Origin of the sequence: Archangium primigenium, from assembly GCF_016904885.1 — a bacterium.
GTDB classification, from domain to species: Bacteria; Myxococcota; Myxococcia; order Myxococcales; family Myxococcaceae; genus Cystobacter; species Cystobacter primigenius.
Genome location: NZ_JADWYI010000001.1, coordinates 657539 through 676647 on the forward strand (window position 1 = coordinate 657539; position 19109 = coordinate 676647).

General features: G+C 69.1%; 14 protein-coding genes. 6 read left to right on the forward strand and 8 right to left on the reverse strand.

Annotation, left to right across the window (positions count from 1 at the left end; genetic code table 11):
* Positions 1-55 precede the first annotated feature (55 nt).
* Both I3V78_RS02740 and I3V78_RS02745 read right to left on the reverse strand, forming a co-directional pair.
* Entirely contained in the window at positions 56-424 is a 369-nt protein-coding gene (locus tag I3V78_RS02740) for a DUF6184 family natural product biosynthesis lipoprotein (protein WP_239576268.1), read from the reverse strand.
* Between the two features lie 172 nt (positions 425-596).
* Positions 597-986 (reverse strand): DUF6184 family natural product biosynthesis lipoprotein, encoded by a 390-nt coding sequence (locus I3V78_RS02745; RefSeq protein ID WP_204484757.1) that lies wholly within the window; start codon positions 984-986, stop codon positions 597-599.
* A 103-nt stretch (positions 987-1089) separates the two neighbouring features.
* Between I3V78_RS02745 and I3V78_RS02750 the strand changes: the two genes are divergently transcribed.
* Both I3V78_RS02750 and I3V78_RS02755 read left to right on the forward strand, forming a co-directional pair.
* Positions 1090-1944, forward strand: coding sequence for an SDR family oxidoreductase (locus tag I3V78_RS02750; protein ID WP_204484758.1), 855 nt, complete (start codon positions 1090-1092; stop codon positions 1942-1944).
* A gap of 127 nt (positions 1945-2071) precedes the next feature.
* On the forward strand, positions 2072-4459 hold the full coding sequence (locus tag I3V78_RS02755) for a M4 family metallopeptidase (protein WP_338023451.1): 2388 nt from the start codon (positions 2072-2074) through the stop codon (positions 4457-4459).
* Positions 4460-4480: 21 nt separating this feature from the next.
* Here the strand turns inward: I3V78_RS02755 and I3V78_RS02765 are convergent, their stop codons facing one another.
* Both I3V78_RS02765 and I3V78_RS02770 read right to left on the reverse strand, forming a co-directional pair.
* Complete coding sequence (locus I3V78_RS02765; protein ID WP_204484759.1) at positions 4481-5167, reverse strand: HNH endonuclease; 687 nt, start codon at positions 5165-5167, stop codon at positions 4481-4483.
* A 125-nt stretch (positions 5168-5292) separates the two neighbouring features.
* Positions 5293-6639 (reverse strand): AAA family ATPase, encoded by a 1347-nt coding sequence (locus I3V78_RS02770; protein ID WP_204484760.1) that lies wholly within the window; start codon positions 6637-6639, stop codon positions 5293-5295.
* Between the two features lie 247 nt (positions 6640-6886).
* Here I3V78_RS02770 and I3V78_RS02775 point away from each other — a divergent pair, with 247 nt between their 5' ends.
* Positions 6887-7387 (forward strand): SET domain-containing protein, encoded by a 501-nt coding sequence (locus I3V78_RS02775; RefSeq protein WP_204484761.1) that lies wholly within the window; start codon positions 6887-6889, stop codon positions 7385-7387.
* Positions 7388-7402: 15 nt separating this feature from the next.
* Here the strand turns inward: I3V78_RS02775 and I3V78_RS02780 are convergent, their stop codons facing one another.
* The 4 genes from I3V78_RS02780 to I3V78_RS39805 all read right to left on the reverse strand — a co-directional run bounded on the left by I3V78_RS02780 (position 7403) and on the right by I3V78_RS39805 (position 14315).
* On the reverse strand, positions 7403-8623 hold the full coding sequence (locus I3V78_RS02780) for a cytochrome P450 (RefSeq protein WP_204484762.1): 1221 nt from the start codon (positions 8621-8623) through the stop codon (positions 7403-7405).
* Positions 8624-8707: 84 nt separating this feature from the next.
* Entirely contained in the window at positions 8708-12013 is a 3306-nt protein-coding gene (locus tag I3V78_RS02785; RefSeq protein ID WP_204484764.1) for a helicase HerA domain-containing protein, read from the reverse strand.
* Positions 12014-12049: 36 nt separating this feature from the next.
* On the reverse strand, positions 12050-13042 hold the full coding sequence (locus I3V78_RS02790) for a hypothetical protein (protein WP_204484765.1): 993 nt from the start codon (positions 13040-13042) through the stop codon (positions 12050-12052).
* Entirely contained in the window at positions 13029-14315 is a 1287-nt protein-coding gene (locus I3V78_RS39805) for an endonuclease domain-containing protein (protein WP_204484766.1), read from the reverse strand. Before I3V78_RS39805 ends, I3V78_RS02790 begins: the two co-directional genes overlap by 14 nt.
* Before the next feature lie 157 nt (positions 14316-14472).
* Between I3V78_RS39805 and gshB the strand changes: the two genes are divergently transcribed.
* From gshB to I3V78_RS02810, 3 genes are read left to right on the forward strand one after another with little or no spacing between them, the layout of a single operon-like run.
* A complete protein-coding gene (gene gshB, locus I3V78_RS02800; protein WP_204484767.1) occupies positions 14473-15432 on the forward strand; it encodes a glutathione synthase in 960 nt (319 codons plus the stop codon).
* Between the two features lie 53 nt (positions 15433-15485).
* Positions 15486-17876, forward strand: a complete 2391-nt coding sequence (locus I3V78_RS02805; RefSeq protein WP_204484768.1) for an AAA family ATPase — start codon at positions 15486-15488, stop codon at positions 17874-17876.
* The gene (locus I3V78_RS02810; protein WP_204484769.1) at positions 17873-19099 is read left to right on the forward strand and encodes a hypothetical protein; all 1227 of its coding nucleotides are present in this window, start codon (positions 17873-17875) and stop codon (positions 19097-19099) included. Before I3V78_RS02805 ends, I3V78_RS02810 begins: the two co-directional genes overlap by 4 nt.
* Positions 19100-19109 lie beyond the last annotated feature (10 nt).

The window sequence follows — 19109 nt, forward strand, 5'->3', positions numbered from 1 at the left end:
GGCCTGGCCACCGAGAAGGTGCCCAGGCCCTTTGTCCAGGTCACGCGGCTTCAGCTCAGTTCGTGCCGCACACGTCGGACTTGGCGCACCGGTTGTAGGCGGTGTCCAGCTGGTCGAGGATGCTGTCACACGACGTGGTCTTGATGGAGTCCAGACAGACATCGAGGCTGGCGCCCACGATGTGGCCCTCGCAGTCGGCGGCGTCCCAGCGACCGTTCCAGAAGTCCTGGTTCTCCGCCTTGCAGGCGTCGCGCGTGGCGTACTTCTTGTCCGGGCCGATCTGTCCGCAGGCCTCGTAGCGATCACAGCTCTCGTTGACGGCCGCCGTGACGGCATCGGCCTGCCGGTTGGTGATGTCCGCCACCGTCCCGCACCCGAAGAGTCCCACCGCGCCCGCCAGCACCAGTCCGAGATTCATTTTCATGGCCGGGAGTTAGGTGCGGGGTCGCCGTTCGGCAAGTGGCCCCGAGTCGACTGGGGTTCCAAGCAATCGCGCCGTCGCGGCCGACGCGTATGGGCGAGCAAGGACTCCCGGCGCGAGGGAGCGGCGAGCCGCGCGGACACGGCCCGTCGACCCACGAGGACGCTCAGGGGGGCTACGGGCCCGCGCAGATGTTCGCCTGGGGGCAGTACTCGTTGTTCACCTTGAGCTCGTCGATGAGGCTGTTGCACGAGAGCGTCCCGAGCGCGTTCAGGCACTGCGACAGCGGGCTCTGGCTGATGCGCTGGGTACACGCGCTCGCCGGCCAGCGCTCGTTCCAGAACGCCAGACGCCGGGTCATGCAGTCGTCATAGGACACGTAGGTCTTGTCCGGACCGATGGACCCACACTCTTGATAGGTGTTGCAGTTGGTCTCGGACGCCTGCCGCACCGCGGTGGCCTGGTCCGTCGGGGTGTCCCCGCCGCCGCCCCCGCTCATGTTCGAGTCGCCACACCCCACGCACGCCACCACCGCCAGCACACACCATCCCCGGATTTTGTCCATGCCAACGAATTAGGAGTCACCTCCGGAGGCGGCAAGTCGTCCAGGGCCCCGCCGGACACTCCCGGCGTGGGGTTTCCCACAGAGCGCGTGGTACACGGGGCCCATGACTGAGCAGACGGTGATCGTGACGGGAGCCAACTCGGGGGTGGGGCTGGCCACGGTGGTGGAACTGGCGCGCCGGGGCGCCACCGTCATCATGGCCTGCCGCAGCCCCGAGCGCGGCGAGGCGGCCTTGCGCGAGGCGCGCGAGCGCGCGGGCTCGGAGAAGATCGAGCTGATGCGCCTGGACCTGGCCTCGCTCGACAGCATCCGGGCCTTCGCGAGCGACTTCCGCGCCCGCCACTCCCGCCTGGACGTGCTCATCAACAACGCGGGCGTCGTCACCCTCAAGCGCCAGACGACCCGCGACGGCTTCGAGCTGCAACTGGGCACCAACCACCTGGGCCACTTCCTACTGACGCTGCTCCTGCTCGAGCCGCTGCGCCGCGCCCCCCAGGGCCGGGTGGTCAACCTGTCCTCGGGCGCGCACCAGGTGGGTGACATCCATTGGGAGGATCCCCACCTCACCCGGCGCTACCGCGTGTGGACGGCGTATGGCCAGTCCAAGCTCGCCAACATCCTGTTCACCCGGGCGCTGGCGCGGCGGCTGCGCGGCACCTCGGTGACGGTCAACGCCTTGCACCCGGGCGCGGTGGCCACGCGCCTGGGCCAGGACCGCCAGACGGGCTTCGGCAAGACGGTGCTGCGGCTGCTCAAGCCCTTCTTCCTCACCCCCGAGCAGGGCGCGGAGACCTCGGTGTACCTGGCCACGAGCCCCGAGGTGGCCCACGTCTCCGGGGAGTACTTCTACCGCCTCAAGCCCGCCCCCACCTCCGCGCGCGCCCGGGACGAGGCGCTCGCCGAGCGGCTGTGGACCTGGAGCGAGCAACAGGTGGGGGAGCGCTGGCCGGACGCGTGACGTCCGCGTTCACAACCGGAGAGGATCGGCCAATGGTCCGATGATGTGGGCGGCGGATCTGCCGCATGCTCGGTGAAGCACCCACACGGGGCGCACGTTCATTACCCCCGAGCAGGAGGTCTTCTCCGTGATCCGTCATCGCATCCTGGCCGCAGTGCTCACCCTCCCCCTCGCGGCCTGCTCGGTCGACGAGGGCCACCCGGTGCCGTCCGACCCCGACACCCCCAGTACGCTCGCGGCCTCGGAGGCCAAGGCCGCGCTGAGTGTCATCCCCGGGGCCCTGGTGCTGGGCGCCCATGAGGACGGCGTGCCCTTCCTGGTGCGGGGCGAGTTCGGCACCCTGGGCCGCTCGCTCCGGGGCGTGAGTGCGGGCGAGACCCCCACCCTCTTGAGCGAGTCGCTCGGCCGCATCGCCCCCGTGTTCCGCCTGAGCGCGGCGGACCTGGTGTTCACGCGGGCCCAGGTGGACGAGCGGGGCCACACCCACGCGCGCTACGCGCAGACGAAGAACGGCCTGCCGGTGGTGGGCCACGAGCTCGTCGTGCACGTGGACGATACGGGCCGGGTGTACGCGGCCAACGGCTCGGCCCGGGATGGCGAGTCGCTGGGACGGGCCCGGGCCACCCTGCCCCGCGAGGACGCCGTGCGGGCCGCGCTCGGCGCCGTCGAGGGCACGCGGCTCGCCGCCCCGAGCGCCCGGCTCGTCTACTACCGCGCCCCGGCGGACGGCCGACTCCAGCTCGCCTACGAGGTGGTGGTGACGGGCGAGGGCCCCACCCTGCCCCTGCGCGACCATGTCTTCGTGAGCGCGCGGGAGGGCGTGGTGCTGGGCCGCGCCACGGAGATCCACGCGGCGCTCAACCGCGCGGTGTACACGGCCAACAACAAGACGACCCTGCCCGGCACGCTCAAGCGCTCCGAGGGCGGCGCGGCCACGGGTGACACGCACATCGACGAGAACTACGCGCACCTGGCCACCACCTACAACTGCTTCAAGACGAACTTCGGCCGCGACTCGTACAACAACGCGGGCGCGCAGCTGAAGAGCTCGGTCCACTACGACACCAACTACACCAACGCGTTCTGGGACGGCACGCAGATGGTGTACGGCGACAGCGATGGCGTGGAGGCGGGCCCGCTGGGCAAGTCGCTGGACGTGACGGTGCATGAGTTGACGCACGCGGTGACGGAGTCCTCGTCCAACCTCACGTATGCCTATGAGTCCGGCGCGCTCAACGAGGGCATGAGCGACATCTTCGCCGCCTATTGCGAGAGCTGGACGAAGGGCTGGTCCCTGGCGGCGCCCATCTGGATGATTGGCGATGACATCTGGACGCCGAACATCCCGAACGATGCCTTGCGCTACATGGGCAATCCCACCCAGGACGGGTACTCCACGGACTACTACCCCGAGCGCTACACGGGCTACGCGGACTACGGCGGCGTGCACTACAACTCGGGCATCGCCAACCTGGCGTTCAAGCTGCTGGCCACGGGCGGCAAGCACCCGCGCGACAAGACGACCACGAGCGTGCCGGGCCTGGGCATGCAGAAGGCGGGCGCCATCTTCTACCGGGCCAACACGCTGTACATGACGGCCTCCACCACCTTCGCCCAGGCCAAGGCCTACACGGTGCAGGCGGCCACGGACTTGAACCACGACCCGGCGGCGGTGATCGCGGCCTGGGACGCGGTGGGCGTGGGGGGCACGACGACGCCGCCCTGCTCTTCCACCCTCACGCTGAGCAACGGCACGGCCGTCCAGGGCATCGCGGTGGGCACGGGAGACTGGAGCTGCACGTACCGGCTGACCGTTCCCGCGGGCATGGCCTCGCTGTCCTTCGACATGAGCGGGGGCACGGGAGACGCGGACCTGTACGTGAAGTACGGCGCTGTGCCGAACGAGTCCGCCTACGACTGCCGTCCGTTCTGGGGAGGCAGCACGGAGAACTGCACCTTCACCTCGCCGCCGGCGGGCATCTACTACGTGAAGATCTACGGCTACTCGGAGGCCTCGGGCGTGAGCCTCAAGGGCACCTACGGCTCGGGCGGCACGGGCGGTGGGAGCGACGGAGGCACGGACGGCGGCGGGAGTGACGGAGGCACCGGCGACGGAGGCACGGACGGCGGGAGCGACGGAGGCACGGGCGATGGAGGCACGGACGGCGGCGGGAGCGACGGAGGCACGGGGGGTGGCGTGACCATGCTGGCCAACGGCGTGGAGACGGCGATGTACGCGGGCGCGACGAACTCGTGGCGGTGCTTCTCGGTGACCGTGCCGAGTGGCAGGAGCCAGCTGACCTTCACCCAGACGGGCAAGAGCGGCGCCACCGGCGATGGAGACCTGTACGTGAAGTACGGCGCCGTGCCGGGCGAGTACTCGTATGACTGCCGGCCCTATGCCGTGGGCAGCACCGAGACCTGCACGACGCAGGGCCCGGCGGCGGGCACCTGGTACGCCTGCACCAATGCCTTCACCGCCTTCACCAACGTCACCATGAAGGCCACCTGGTAGACGCTAGAGGGAACATCCCCGTCACGGGAGACGCAAGTCGAGCTGGTGCTTGCGTCTCAGCGTGGCGGGGATGAGCTGATCCAGCGCGTCATAGGACAGGCCGATGTACTCCTGGGCCGGGTTCAGCAATCGGATCAGCGTACGCGACCACAATCGTTGAACATCGGCGCCCGTACCTGTGCGCATGGCCACGCGGATGTCCTCGACCATGGGCCGGACGTACTGCTCGACACGTTGCCCGTACAAGTCGAGCAGGTCGGGCCGGTCGAGCATGCAGGCCTTGATGGTCATGGCGCCCCAACGGCTTCCGTGGCGAGGCCGGGGATACCACCTGCCCGTCTTGCTCACGGTGCCGAGAGAGGTCTGGACGAACTGGATGTGCTCGATGCCGGATTGCGTGGCGGGATCGATGAGGAGAGGCCGCTCCGCGCCGGGGGGCACGTCTCCCTCTCGCAGGGCCTCACTGCCCTCGGCGAGCGGGAACTTGTCGAGCTTGGCCGGCGCCTGATTGCAATTGCGGCAGGCGAAGAGGAGGTTCTCCCAGGTCCAGGTGAGCCACCAATAGCCATGGGTCTCGTTGGAGCCAGGCCGCCGGTCCGCGCGGGCCTTGGGTCGGAAGTGCTCGACGTCGTTGCGCTTGGACTGCTCGCGGCTCTCGCAATAGCAGCACTTGTAGTTCTGCGCTCTCCAGAGCGCATCGTGAGCCACTTTATATTTCCCGCCCAGGTCCTCTTGTGTGGGTGGACGTGTAGCGGCGAGGCGTTGAACCCTGGGAAGTTCGGTGGCCTTGGCATCGGCGAGTGTTCCAGGCTCCGCACCCCGGTGGATGCGGATCACGTCGGCTCCTGCATGCGAGGGACGGGTTCCCAACCCGGATCGACGCCCGCCGCGGCGAGACGCTTCTGGATGTCCCTCATCTCCTGCTCCTCTGCGTCGCTTCGCAGCGGATCCGCGATGAGGAAGCTGTAGCGCTGGAGATCCTTGCCGAGATCGGACGGATGCAGCCGGTCGATGCCGAAGAAGGTGCGGTAGATCTCGCTGCCGGTGAGCAGCGAGGGAGACTCCGGGCTCTCCTGGGCGATGACGTTGCCTTCCTCGTCCTGACCCAGGATGACGATCTCCTCACGGGACAGCCCGGGCAGAACCATGGGCGAGTGGGTCGTCACGATGAACTGGAGCTTGGGGAAGACCCGCTTGAGCGTGGGGATGAGGCCGAGCTGCCACTTGGGATGCAGGTGCAGATCAATCTCGTCGACGAGCACCAGCCCCTCCATGTCGGAGAGAGCAATGGCCCCGTCGTTCTCCCAGAACATCTGGCCGATGATGTCGGCAATCCAGGCGATGGTGCTCTGATACCCTTGGGACAGCCAAGTAGCTGGGAGCTTCAAGGTGTCCTTGCCCATCTTGATGTCGACGCTGTGCTTTGAGACGACGTCATTTGGATTCTTCGCCGAGCCTCGTCCGCGTATCTCGACACCCTTGGCCCGTGGGAGCAATTGACTGCTCACGAGGGCTTGATTCAACGCGTCCGTGAACTCTTCTGGATTCTCGATCATCTCCGCGAAGCCGGTACCAATCAGTCGACCCCGATCGAACAAGGAGTTGAGGCGGCTGAGGGCAGGGTCTTCGGCTTTGTCGCTCGCAAAAGGGCGAGGCAACAAGCGAGAGGTTCCATAGCCCGCCACGAACCATTGGGGAAGATTGGTAGCTCGGGCTTTCTCTACGGGATCTGTACGGATGAGACGAACTTCTACTGGCGAGCTAGGGTCATCCAACTGATGGCTATTTTCATCTCGGTAGAAGGAAGCGCCATCAAAAACGCTGTAGCCAGGATCTATGAACAGGCTCGTATCGATAAGCGGCGGCTTTTCAAGATGCTGTCCCCTTTCTGGATACTGGCGCTGCAAGTGTCTTCCCATCCCAAAGGTGAAATTGGCATTTATTGTCGTCATGCCCTTTTCACGTCGTCGGTCAGGCAATGACGGCACATCCGCGAGCTGGTTGGCGCGGATGTACCCACTTGCCGCCATGGCGATGGCCTGCAGGATGCTCGTCTTACAGAGCCCGTTCTCCCCGATGAGGACCGTCCACATCCGGGGCTGACCCTGGGCGTCTCGCAGGTCGAGTCGGAAGTCGCGCAGGAGCTTGAGGCCGGAGACGTGGAGATCGAGGAGGTACATGAGGTTCCATGTGGGACCCAGGCGGTCCCAGGCGGACATCATAGCGGGGGCCTCCGCTCGACGCGCCGAGAACCGACGCCCCCTCGCTTTCGCACTCCCTTCCCGACATCCAGATTGTCCATGTTTTCACCGTTTCGACGGTTCGTCCCGTTCGGGGGGTTCAATCCCAGACGGGACGGGCGTGGGCGCGTGGGGGCTCGGGGCGCTTCTGCTATCTAGGAGAAGCGACTGCTGGGGGGGAGTTCCGATGAAGAAGGTCTTCGTTGCCGAGTGCAGGCTGGGCCGAGGTGTGTTCGCCGCGGTGCCTTTCAAGCGGGGAGACGTCATCCTCACCTTCGCGGGCCAATTGCGCTCGCTGCGCGACATCCTGGGCCGTCCCGACTCCTTCAACATGCTGCAGGTCGGGCGTGACGAGTACCTGGAATTGGAGGCGCCGGGCCTCTATGGCAACCACTCGTGCGAGCCCAACGCGGGCCTCCAGGACAACACCACGCTCGTGGCCCTGCGCGACATCCTCGCCGGGGAGGAGATCCTCTACGATTACTCCACCACCATGAGCGAGGACCCGGAGACCATGGAGTGCCGCTGCTGCACCCGGCTCTGCCGGGGCATGGTGCGCGACTTCCAGCACTTGCCGCCCGAGGTGCGCCACCACTACCTGTCGCTCGGGCTGGTGCCGGACTTCATCCTGGAGGAGCAGACCGTGCGCCTGCCCCTGTTCTTCCAGGAAGGGCTCACGGGCTCCTGAGCCCCGAGCCGAGCCTCAGCGCCGCTCGACGCGCAGGCGCAGGGACTTGGGGCCGCGCAGGACCAGGTTGCCGCCCCAGTCGAGGGTCTCCTCCTGGCCGGGGGCGAACGTGAAGCGGCGCACCCGCCGGGACAGCTCCTCGAACGCCACCCGGGCCTCGAGCCGCGCCAGCGGCGCGCCCAGGCAGAAGTGCACGCCGTGGCCGAAGGAGTAGGAGCCCTGCGTCTCGCGCGTGATGTCGAAGCGCTCGGGATCCGCGTACTTGCGCGGGTCGCGGTTGGCCGAGCCGAACAGCGCCATCACCCGGGTGCCCGCGGGCAGGGTCCGCCCCGCCACGTCCACCTCCTGGGTGGTCAGGCGGAAGACGCCCTGCGCGGGCGAGTCGTAGCGCAGCATCTCCTCCACGGCGGGGGTCACGAGCTCCGGTTGGGCGACCAGGCGCTCCCACTCGCCGGGGTGGCGCAGGAAGGCCACCACGCCATTGCCAATGAGGTTGGTGGTCGTCTCGTTGCCCGCGACGAGCAGCAGCCGCACGAAGGCGATGAGGTCTTGCGCCGTGAGGAAGTCGTCCGCGCCGCCCGCCTGGATGAGCGCGCTGATGAGGTCCTCGCGCGGGGCACGGCGGCGCTCCTCGATGGCCTGGGCGAGGTAGTCGTGCATGGCCCGGATGCTCTCCTCCAGCCGGGCCGGATCGGCGTTGACGACGGACAAGGCGCTCGTCTTGAGCGTGTCGTCCGACCAGCGCTTGAAGTCGCGGCGGCGCTCGGGCTCCACGCCGAGCAGCTCGGCGATGACCGTCACGGGCAGGGGCGCGGCCAGTCCCTCCACCAGCTCGACCTCGTCCGTGCGCAGCAACGCGTCGAGCAGCTCCCCGGTGAGCGCGCGGATGTGCGGCTCCAGCTCGGCCACGCGTCGGGGCGTGAAGGCGCGGCCCACCAGCGCGCGCAGCTGCGTGTGCAGGGGCGGATCCGCCGCGATGAGGTTCTTGTCCGTGCGCAAGAGCGCGCGCGTCTCCTCGCCCACCCGGATGCGCCGCTCGTTGGTGTCCATGCCCCGCGAGGAGAAGAGCGTGGGGTTCTTGAGGATGGGCCCGATGTCCTCGTGCCTCAGGACGACGTACGACTGCAGCAGCTCCTCCACGTAATGCAGGGGGCCCGCCTCACGCAGGCGCGCGTACGTGGGGTAGGGATTGGCCAGGACGGCGCGGTCGAGCAGCGTCGGAGCAGCGGATGACATGGGAAGGCCTCCGCCGCTCCTGTAACGGGTGTCGTTGTGAGGTGCAACGACACCCGGATCCGAGGCCCGTGTCGCCGGCGGACGTCAGTGCCAGGTCGGCTTCTGCTCGGGGGAGCCGTCCTCCGGGGGAGCGGCCGTGCCCTGGGCGCGGGTGCGCTCAGCGAGCCGGAGCAACTCGTCGTCGGAGAGCTGCTCGGTGGCGAGCGCCGAGGCATCGGCCTTGACGCGGTCCACGCGGCCATCGCGGGCGATGTGGAACTCGCCGGTGGACTGGCCGGGGATGCGGGTCGGGTCCACGCGGGCCTCGCTGAGCATGGGCTTCATCTTGTCCAGGGAGACCTTCTCCTTCACCCGGCCGATGAACCAGGCGCGGATGGTGTCCCGGCACTTGTAGTCCAGGTCGCCGGGGCTCTGGGTGGCGAGCATGACGCCCAGGCCGGCCGAGCGCGCGCGCTTGAGCAGGTTCTCCATGGGCTGCTTGGTGGAGGGCTGGCGCATGGCGGGCAGGTACATGTCCGCCTCGTCGAACATGAGCAGGGCCTGCAAGGTGCTGGAGGGGTTGCGGTTGAGCCAGCGCGTCACCTCGATGAGCAGCTGGCTCACCCAGAAGAGCACGTTGTTGTTGTCCCCGAGGAACTTGGTGCTGACGATGGTCAGCCGCGTCTTGCCGGGCTTCGCGTGCGCGCCCCGGCCAAGCAGCAGGTCCATATCGAGTTTCTCCGCCCCGCCGTCGAGCAACACCCGGGCATCCAGACGCAGCCGGTCCAGGTCATTGGCGAGCGTGTCGAAGAGCTTCACGTCCAGACGGCCCACGGCATTGACGAGCAGGGGATCCTTGTCGCCGATGAACTTGACGAGGCCTTCCAGGGTGACGGTCTCGGACGTGAGCTGGACGAACTGATCGATGGCCTGCGCGAGCAGCGTGCGGCAGGACTTGTCCTTGGGGCTCTGGCGGTATTCGAGCATGCCCGCGAGCGCCTCGGCGGCGTGGCGCGTGGCCTGCTGCCGGTCGAAGTCGGACAGCGCGGCGAGCCCGTCCGGGACGATGGGGATGGACAGGGGGCGGCCGTGGGGATGGCCCGGGGTGAAGAGGGCCACGTCGATGCGCTCGCGCAACAGGGCCTGCCGGGCGGCGCGGCGGGGATCGTCCACGTCCTGGGTCCAGAAGGCCTCGGAGGCGTAGCCAGCGAGGTCGCCCTTGCGATCCACCAGGATGACGGGCTTGCCCTGGATGAGGAGCTGCTCCACCACGTTGAGCGCGAGCGTCGTCTTGCCGCTGCCCGAGCCGCCGAGGAACGCGGCGTGCCGGGTGAACTCGTCGAGGCTGAAGACGATGGGCTCGCTCCGCATGCTGTCCGTCTCGCCGATGCGCACGGGCTCCTGACGGCCGCTCTTGGGGAGGGGCAGCTCGGCGGTCTGGGCTTTCTTGGGCAGCTCGACGGTCTTCGGTGTATCGGGGCGCTTGCGCGGCTCGACGGACGCGGGCTCCCCCTTCTTGGAAAGCGGATCGAGGGGGAAGAGCTGGGTCTGGGAGGGCTTCCGGGAGAGCTTGGGCTCTTGTTCCGCGGGCGCCTTCTGGGACGGGGTGCTCCCGGTCCGCAGCTGGTCCAGCGCGAGGATGTCGCGCAGGGACTTGAGCTGGGTGAGCGGCTGACTGCCCTTGAGCCAGGCGGCGAAGTCGGGATGGGCGTCGTGCTGCTGGTGGAAGTCACGGAACGTGAGCAGCGTGCGGATGTCGCTGTCCTCGAGCACCGCGCGGCGGCCTCCCCCGCTGATGAGCTTGCCCAGCTCCGTGGCCGCCTGGGTCTTGGGATTGCTCGGGAAGTCACTCGTGCGCACCACCACGGGTGTGCGGCCCCGGGCGTCCTCGCGCGCCTGTTCGATCTGGTTGGCGAGCCCTCCACCCCGGGTGCCCCGGTTGCACAGGGCCACGTACAGCTTCTCGTCGCCCGGCAGGACGTCCACCGCGACGTGCTCCCCCTGGAGGTGCGTCTCGAAGCGGTGCCCCGTGTCGAGCTCCCGCGCGCTGGCCTTCAGGGCCCACACGAGCAGCTGCGCCAGCTCGGCATCCTCCTCGGGCGGGGGCGTGGAGTGGCTGGTGCGGAAGTCGTTCCAGGCCTGGTCGAGCTCCACGGGCGGTGGTTTGGGCTTCTCGATGGAGATGTCGCCCGGCTCCGATTCCTCCGTCAGCGGGAAGCGCGAGGGGACCGCCCGGGTGCGCATGGCCTGCTCACGCCAGCGCCGGCAGGCGTCGAGCACCTCGCGCGTGCTCAGGCCCGACAGCCGCTCGAAGCCCTCGTGCGGGAAGGGATAGGTGGGCTCGGCGGGATCGAACGGCGCGTCCTCGGCCGCGTAGAGCTGCTCCAGACGGCGCTCGGTGATCAGCCGGGCCTCGTCGGCGGTGCGCCGGTTTTTGAGCTCGATGGGCTCGGGGTCACGCTCGACGCGATCCAGGATGGACCGGGTGAGCCGGGCCTTGAGGCCATTCCAGAAGTCCGTGAGGCAGCTGATGACGATGATGGACGAGGGGGCCCGCTCGGCGAAGTCACACAGCAGGTGCATGGCATTGCGGAACACCTGGGCCTTGTCCGCTTCCAGGTCGAAGCCCTCCAACTGGTCCACGCACAGCACGAGCGAGTGGTTGAGCGTCGACATGAGCCTGCCCAGGTGCAGCACCATGTCCTGGGGATCCGTGTCGTGGATGCGCGGCACGAGCCCACCGAGCACCTTGCGGTCGTTGTCGGACAGGTTCTCGCAGCGCAGGTAGCGCAGGACACGGCCGCGGATGCGCGTGTCGTCGCGCTGCAGGTAGAGCAGCGCGCGCAGCAGATCCAGATCCAGCTTCTGGAACTCGGGCCGCTTCTGCAGGTCGTCCGCGGCGTTCTCCACCAGGATGGAGATCTCGTCCGGGTCCTGGTCGGGATCCGCGAGCAGGGCGGCCACCTGACCGCAATGCGAGAGCAGCACGTCGGACAGCTTGCGCAAGCCGGAGTGGGACTCGCCGGGCTCACAGTAGGGCTGATCCAACGAGTCGATGAGGTTGCTCAGGACGTAGCGTCCGGGGTTGGCCGTGGACGTCGTCATCTGCATGTAGCCCACGAAGCCCAGGCCGTTCTCGTGGGTGTGCGAGCGGAAGGCGCGCAGCAGGTGCGTCTTGCCGCAGCCCGAGTCGCCGAGCAGCAGCAGGATGCGTCCGGAGGGCGTGCCCGGGGGCGTGGTGGCGCGGTGGAGCATGCGCTCGAAGGCGGAGCGCGCCTCCTGGTGCACGGAGCCGACGTCGAAGGGATCTCCCCGCCACACCTCGTGCCGGTGCTGGATGGAGTGGAAGACCTCGGTGCGATCCGACAGGAAGGCGTCGAGGCGAGCATCAAGGGTGTCGGTCTGGGTCATCGGCGTTCCCCCGGGGGCCGGTTGGCGGTGCGCGCGCTACAGGGCGACGAAGTGGAAGGTGGCGTTGAGGTAGCGGATCTCCGAGGCGGCGACGTCCGAGGGATCCATCAGCTCCACCATGTCGGCGCGGCTCAGGTCGAGCAGTCGCTTCTGGTTGGCCTCGAGCAGCCGCTGCTTGAAGGCGCGCTCGTCCAGCGTCGCGTCGCCGAGGTGACGCCAGACATGGGAGATGAAGACGCGATTCTCCCCGAAACGCCCGCTCGTCGCGTCCCGGGCCGCCCGCTTCACGCGCTCGGCGAAGGCGGACAGGGGCTCCTCGGCGGGCGCGGCTTTTGGCGCGGGAGCGGGGGCCGGAGCGGGCTCGGACGCGGGCAGGAGCCACGCCTGGAGCGCGGCCTGACGCAGGCTCTCCGCGTCCGTGCGCCGGGCGCCCACCTGGCGCGCGGCGAGCTGCTCCAGCGCCTGGCCGGGCTTCACCTCGCGCGAGGACTGGAGCATCCGCCCGAGCAGGAAGGACTGCACGTTCGTGAGGCTGAAGGGCTTGTCCGTCTCCACGCCCAACTGCTTCCAGCACAGCTCGTCCTGCACGGCCCGCAGCGAGCGCTCGCCCACGCGGCCCAGGCCCGTCTGCTTCTGCACGAGCACCGCCCGCAGGTCCCCCGCCCGGCCCATCTGCTCCCGGCGCGCCGGCGGCACGCCCAGGGCGCGCGCCGTCAGGTACGTGAGCCGCGCCTTCTTCCAGGTGAGGCCCTTGGGCACGCGCTCCTCGCCGAGGAAGCGCAGCGCCCGTGCCTTGCCCTCGCGCGTGAGCCCCAGGCCCTTGCGCGCCGTCTGCTCGAGGAGCCCCTGCTCGGTGAGCGCCGCGAGCGTCGTGTCGAGCTGGGCCGTCCACTCGCCGGGGCTCCAGCGGTGCGCCGTGAGCGACTTGAGCGCGCTGGCGACCCCACTGCGCGCCCCCTTGCCCTCGGCGCGCGTCAGCAACCACACCAGCACCAGCTCCCCCACGCGCGACACTTCAACCCCCTGCATCTCCATCCTCCTGGTGTGACGGAGCCTCCACGAGGCCTTCCCGTCGGAGCGAGACGACGTCGCGCAGAGTGTCCCGGATTTCCTCCAGCCTGGCCACCACGTCTCGCGCCAGGAAGCGCACCACCCAGTAGCCGTGGCACTGCAGGGCCAGGTCCTTGCGCCGGTCCCGGCGGTAGTCCGCCTCGCCCCGGAAGTGGTGGTAGCCGTCCACCTCGATCGCCACCCGCAGCCGCCGCGAGAGGAAATCCACCTCCACCTCCCGGCCCCTCAGCCGGAACTCGGCCTTCGCGTTGAGCTGGAACAGGCCCCGGGTGTCCGGCAGGGCCTCGAGCAGGGCGTACAGGAAGCGCTCCGCGGCGCTGCGCGCCTGATCCGCCGCCTCGGGCCCCTCCTGCACGGTGGCCTCGACCCGCCGAGAGGCCTCGCCGTAGTGCGTCAGCACCTCGTCGGGAACGCCCTCCTCCGCCAATCGCAAGAGGGGGGGGCTGGGGGTCTGCCCTTCCCCCGCGAGCCCCAGGGCCGCGAGCCGTCCGCGCACCTCCTCGGGGGACGGGGTGCCCAGGGGCAGCCAGCCCTCGCGCACGTGGGCGTGCTCCCGGCGCTCGCCGCCGCGCAGGTACGCCTCGCCCTCGGCCGCCGACGCCTGGAGCGCCACCACCAGGGCGGGCACCGCCTCGCAGGCCTGGGACGCCAACCGCGCCGCGTCCGCGAGCCACCGGGCGTCCCCCGGACCGGACAGGAGCACGGCGGGCGCTCGCCGCTCGGGCACCAGGGCGTGCATCGCCGCCAGCGCCCGGAGCGGCTCCTGGGGCCAGAGCGCCAGCAGCGCGTCCACGGCCCCGCCGGACTTGTGGAGAACTTGTGCGGGACGCAGCAACCCCTGGCAGGCCGTGGCCACGTCTCCCGGGGGCAGGTGGGGCCAGAGCACCCGGAGGAGGACGTCGCGCTCGTGCTCGGTCTTCCCCTCCAGGCGGGCGGGCAGTGTCCCGGAATCCAGGTGGGCGGCGGCGCCGAGGAAGTCCGCGGCGAAGCGCGCGAGCGGCTGGAGGCCCTCGAGCGCCGTGAGCCATTCGCGCACGAGGCCCGGAGCGGAGGGCTCGGCGAGGAGCACGAGGGCCCGGGCGTGGGGCGCGAGCCAGGCGCGCCAGAGGGTCAGGGCGGCCACGGGGGGGCCGGCGAGCACGGTGAGGGTGGGGATGCCCTGCGCGCGCCGGCGCTGATGCCGCTCCAGGGTGTTCGGGAGGGGAGGCGGGGAGGAGCGGGGCGCGGGCATGTCCGGGAGCGTCCCCGAGGTCCAGGCGAGGAGGCAAGCCGGGGGGGTGACGGGTGGCGGTGTCAAGCGTCGGGAGGACATGCTTTTTCTGTCGCGCGGGCGCACCCGTCCGTCTTACTCACCGCCCTGCTTTTCCTCCCTCCTTGGAGTCATGCCCATGACCGCGCTCACCCTCGGCTTCCTGATGGACCCCCTCGAGACGGTCCGGGTGGACCATGACTCCACCTTCGCGCTGATGCTGGAGGCGCAGCGGCGGGGGCACCGGGTGCGCTACTTCGAGCAGCCGTGGCTGCGCTTCGGGGGCTCGCGCGCGGAGGCGCGGATGCGCACGGTGACGGTGCGGCGCGAGCCCGGGCGGGCGTTCGACATCCTGGACGAGGAGGTGCGGCCGCTCACGGAGCTGGATGCGCTGTTCCTGCGCAAGGATCCGCCGGTGGACGCGGACTTCATCCAGGCCACGCACCTGGTGGAGCTGCACAACGGGCGCACGCCGGTGTTCATCAACAACCCGGTGGGCATCCGCGACGCGAACGAGAAGCTGTTCGGCCTGCGCTTTCCGGACCTGATGCCCGAGACGCTCATCGCGCGCAACATGGCGGACCTGTCCCGGTTCGTGGCGGACCACCCGGCGGGCACCATCCTCAAGCCGGTGGAAGGCTTTGGCGGCCAGGGCATCGTCTTCCTGGCGCCGGGGGACCGCAACACGCGCTCGCTCCTGGAGGTGCTCACGGTGGGTGGGCGCAAGGCCATTGTGGCGCAGGCGTACCTGCCGGAGAGCCGCAACGGAGACAAGCGCATCATCCTGGTCAACGGCGAGCCGTGTGGCGCGGTGCTGCGGGTGCCGGCGAGCGACGATCACCGGGGCAACATGGCGGCCGGGGGCAAGCCGGTGAAGACGGAGCTCACGGCGCGCGAGCGGGAGATCTGCGCGCGCATCAAGCCGGCGCTCCTGGAGCGGGGCCTGTACCTGGTGGGCATCGACGTGATTGGCGACTGGCTCACCGAGGTGAACGTCACCAGCCCCACGGGCATCGTGGAGATCGATCACCTGGACCAGGTGAGCGTGGAGGGCAAGGTGATTGATTTGGCCGAGCAGCTCGTGGGCGCGCGCACGTAGGAGCCGACAGCGGATACCCTCGCCCGGAGTGCGGCGCCGGGCGATAGTAACGCATGCCCGTACGACGAGACGCCAACCGCATCGCCCTGCGCGCCGTCCGCTCCATCCTGGACGCGGCCACCGACCTGAGGCTCGAGGTCGATGGCCATGCGGTCGATGTCCGCATCGAACGCCTGCCCATCAGGCCCTGGCCCTTGTTGCGACGGGAAGATCAGGATGCGCTGGACGAGGCCGTCGACGGTCCCTGGCCCGCGGCGGTCCAGGCTGTCTGCACCTGGAAGGGGGGGTCCCAGACGCTCCGGCTCGAGGCGACCTTCTGGTCCGCCAAGGGAGATGCCTATCACCATTTCATCGCCCTGCGTGTCAACATGGCCGACACGGCACGGCAGCTCATCTGGATTTCCCTGGCATTGCTGTTGAGTGGAGAAGCGGACGGCGCCGAGTGTGAAGTCCCCACGCTCATCAGCGTCGTCAAACGCAAGGAAGAAGGCGCCGATTACGGGCTCGTCGCGTTGAAGCAGCTCGTGGCGCGCTCCGGCCTTCCCCTCTACTCTTCTTCCCGGGCTGATACCTTCCGGGTGCGACTGCCGGAAGGGGAAGTCCTGCCCAGTTCCGCCGAGGCTTTCCGTCGGCTCATCCACCTGGCCTTGCTCAAATTGCCTTTCCTGGCGCGAGAGGAAGTCGCTTCGGGCGCGATCACCCTGCCGTGGTTCCAGCCCACGCCCTCCGCGCAGCCATCGCCTTCCAAGGGGGAGCCAGACATCGTCCCCGGACGCGTGAGGCTCTTTCCGCTCCCGGGGGGCGTTCGCCAGTACAAGGCCACCCTCGAGGCCTTGCTGGAATGGATCGGTGAAGCACCTCGGACCGTGCGCGAGTTCGACGAGCATCTTCAACAGCGCTACGACGCGAGAGGGGTTGTCCCGCGCCAGCACTATCGGAGGCTGCTTGGTCACCTGGTGCTGGTGAAGGAAACGAACGACCGGATCGAGCTCTCCGATGGTGGCCGGGCCTATCTCGACTCCCGTGACCCCCTGATGCTCTTCGATCGGCTCGATGCGGCGTACGAGGGCGTGCTCGAGACGCTTGTCATCGCGGTGGTGCTGGGAAGGGCCGGAACGCGTCAGACCCATGACCTCTTGGAAGAATTGCTCGATGTGGACTGGCAGTCCTATCGGCAGACCAACGTCCGGCAGAACTGGCTGCTGTCCCTGGGGCTGACCGAGCGTGATGAGCAGGGTGATGCCCCCACGGAACTTGGTCTGACGGCAATGCGGCGGTACGGCGAGGCCGAGCAACTGCAAGAGAAGATCACCAGGCTGCGAACCGAGAACCTGGAGCGCGTAGAGGCCCGTCCAGTCCTGGATGACGAAGCGCTCGATGAGGACGAGGACTCCCCCCAGGGCGACTCCTTGGCGTCAGGCGCCAGTCCCCTGGCGGATGCGGGGGAGCCGGCGGGTTGGAACGCGGACCGGCTGGACCTCACCCGGGACCATGTCCAGCCACACCTGGGCGCGCTCGAGCTTCCCGCGGGGGTGATGGAACGGGTCTGCGCGGCGCTCTCGGCGGGCAAGCACCTGCTGCTCATCGGTCCTCCGGGAACGGGCAAGACGGAGCTGGCGCACGCCCTGGCCCACGCGGCGCGGGCCGAGGGCTACTGCCGGGGGCTCTTCGAGGCCACGGCCTCCGCCGACTGGACGACGTACGAGACCATCGGTGGCTACGCGCTCGATCGGGACAAGTCGCTGCGCTTTCGCGCGGGCGCGTTCCTCCAGGCCGTGCAGAACTGGCAGTGGCTGCTCGTGGACGAGCTGAACCGGGCGGACGTGGACAAGGCCTTCGGCGAGCTGATGACGGTGCTGGGGGGTCGGGGCACGGACACACCCTTCGAGCTCGACAGCGGACGCCGGGTGTCCATCGGCTTCGATGCCGGGCGGACCCATCGCCTCTCGCGCACGTTCCGGGTCGTCGCGACGATGAACACGTGGGACAAGACGTCCCTCTTCCGCCTGTCCTACGCCGTCCAGCGCCGCTTCGCCGTGGTCCACATCGGCATCCCCGAGGACGAGACCTATGCGCGCCTGCTCTCCCGGTCCGTGTTGGACCCGGGGGTGGATCCGCCGCTCGATGAGCCCACGGTGCGCCGGCTCTCCCTGCTCTTCCAGCGCAAGGGCCTGCTGGGCTTGAGGGACATCGGTCCCGCTGTCGCGCTGGACATCGTGCGCTACATGCGGCGGCGCGCGGCGGCGGGAGACGCTCTGGCCGAGGCCCTCGCGATGTTCCTGCTGCCCCAACTCGAGGGGCTCGATCCCGCGAGCGCCCGGAAGGCCCACGCGCTGTTCACGGAGGCCCTCGCGGGGTGGACCTCCGAGACGGCCCTGCGGGAGCTGAAGGAGCGCTGCACGGAGGTCTGGCCTCCGGGCTCCCTCTCCGGAACGGGCGCGTGAGCACACCCTGGGAGGAGTTCCTGCGAGAGCATTTCCCGGGGTACCTGCTGCCCCATTCGCACCGCGCGCGCATCGGGGTGGACGAGGCCACGCGCTTCCTGGAGCGGCTGACGGGCGAGCCCCGGGCACTTTCCCGCCTGCTCGGCACCAGTCTCCTGGCGGGGCACCTGGAGGAGTTGCGGCGCTTCGCGCTGGACAGCCTGCCCCGGCTGGTGCGGGAACTCACGGGGCGTACGGAGGTTTATCCGAAGACGTGGGAGGGGGGCTTCCAGGGGCGCCTGGACGTCCGGGGCACGCTCCTGCGTCATCTGGCGGGCGAGGAAACCCGCTTCATCACCCGGGCGCGTCGGAGGCGGTTCGACCTTCCAGAGCAGATCCTCGTCCGGATGACCGTGCAGCGGCTGCTGGGACTGCTGGCCGAGCTGCGCCTGGCGGGCGTGACGGCTCACCACGGCTGGAGCGCCGAGGTCCAGGCGTATGAGGGCCAGCTGGAGCATCTATTGAAGTCCACGGTGCTGCGGGAGGTACCGGAGGAGCGGCCCGGCGCCTTCCATCTGCGCGCCGCGGAGCTCGCGCGCCATGACGCCTACCACCTCGCGCGTGACTGGCATTTATACCTGGAGGCGTTGAACGCGCGCGACCCGGAGCAACTGGCGCGGCTCCTGGCCGAGGGCGCGCTCGTGCCCCTCAAGGATTACACTCGCTTCGAGCTCGCGGTGGCCATCCAGTTGATGCGGGCGCTCGAAGCGCGGCTCGAGCGTGTTCAACCTGGACGCTGGACCCTCCGCAGGACCCTGGTGGTGCCGGACCGTGACGAACTGGCGGAGTTCCGCCGGGAGGACGGGGCCTGGGTACGGCTCTTCTATAATCAGGCGATCCTGGCCTCCGGGGCGGCGGAGGCCGGTGCCCGGCACTACTTGAATCAAGGGGGCCGCATGCGACCCGATCTCACCCTGCTGGTGCATCCGCCGGGAGGGCCCGAGCGGGCCACCGTCGTGGAGATCAAGCACTCATCGAACCCGGAGACCTTGCTCGCGGGCTACAAAGAGGCCCAGCTCTATCGCTGGGAGTACGCGGAGCGGTTGACGGGCTGGCCCAAGGCCGTGCTTGTCTCCTCGGGACCCATCGAGCGGCCTCCCCAGCGGAGCGATGACGTCATCGCCGTGGATTGGGCACACTGGGTCCCCGAGGAGGTTCTGGAGGGATTGCTCGCGGGGCTCTGATGCCGACGGA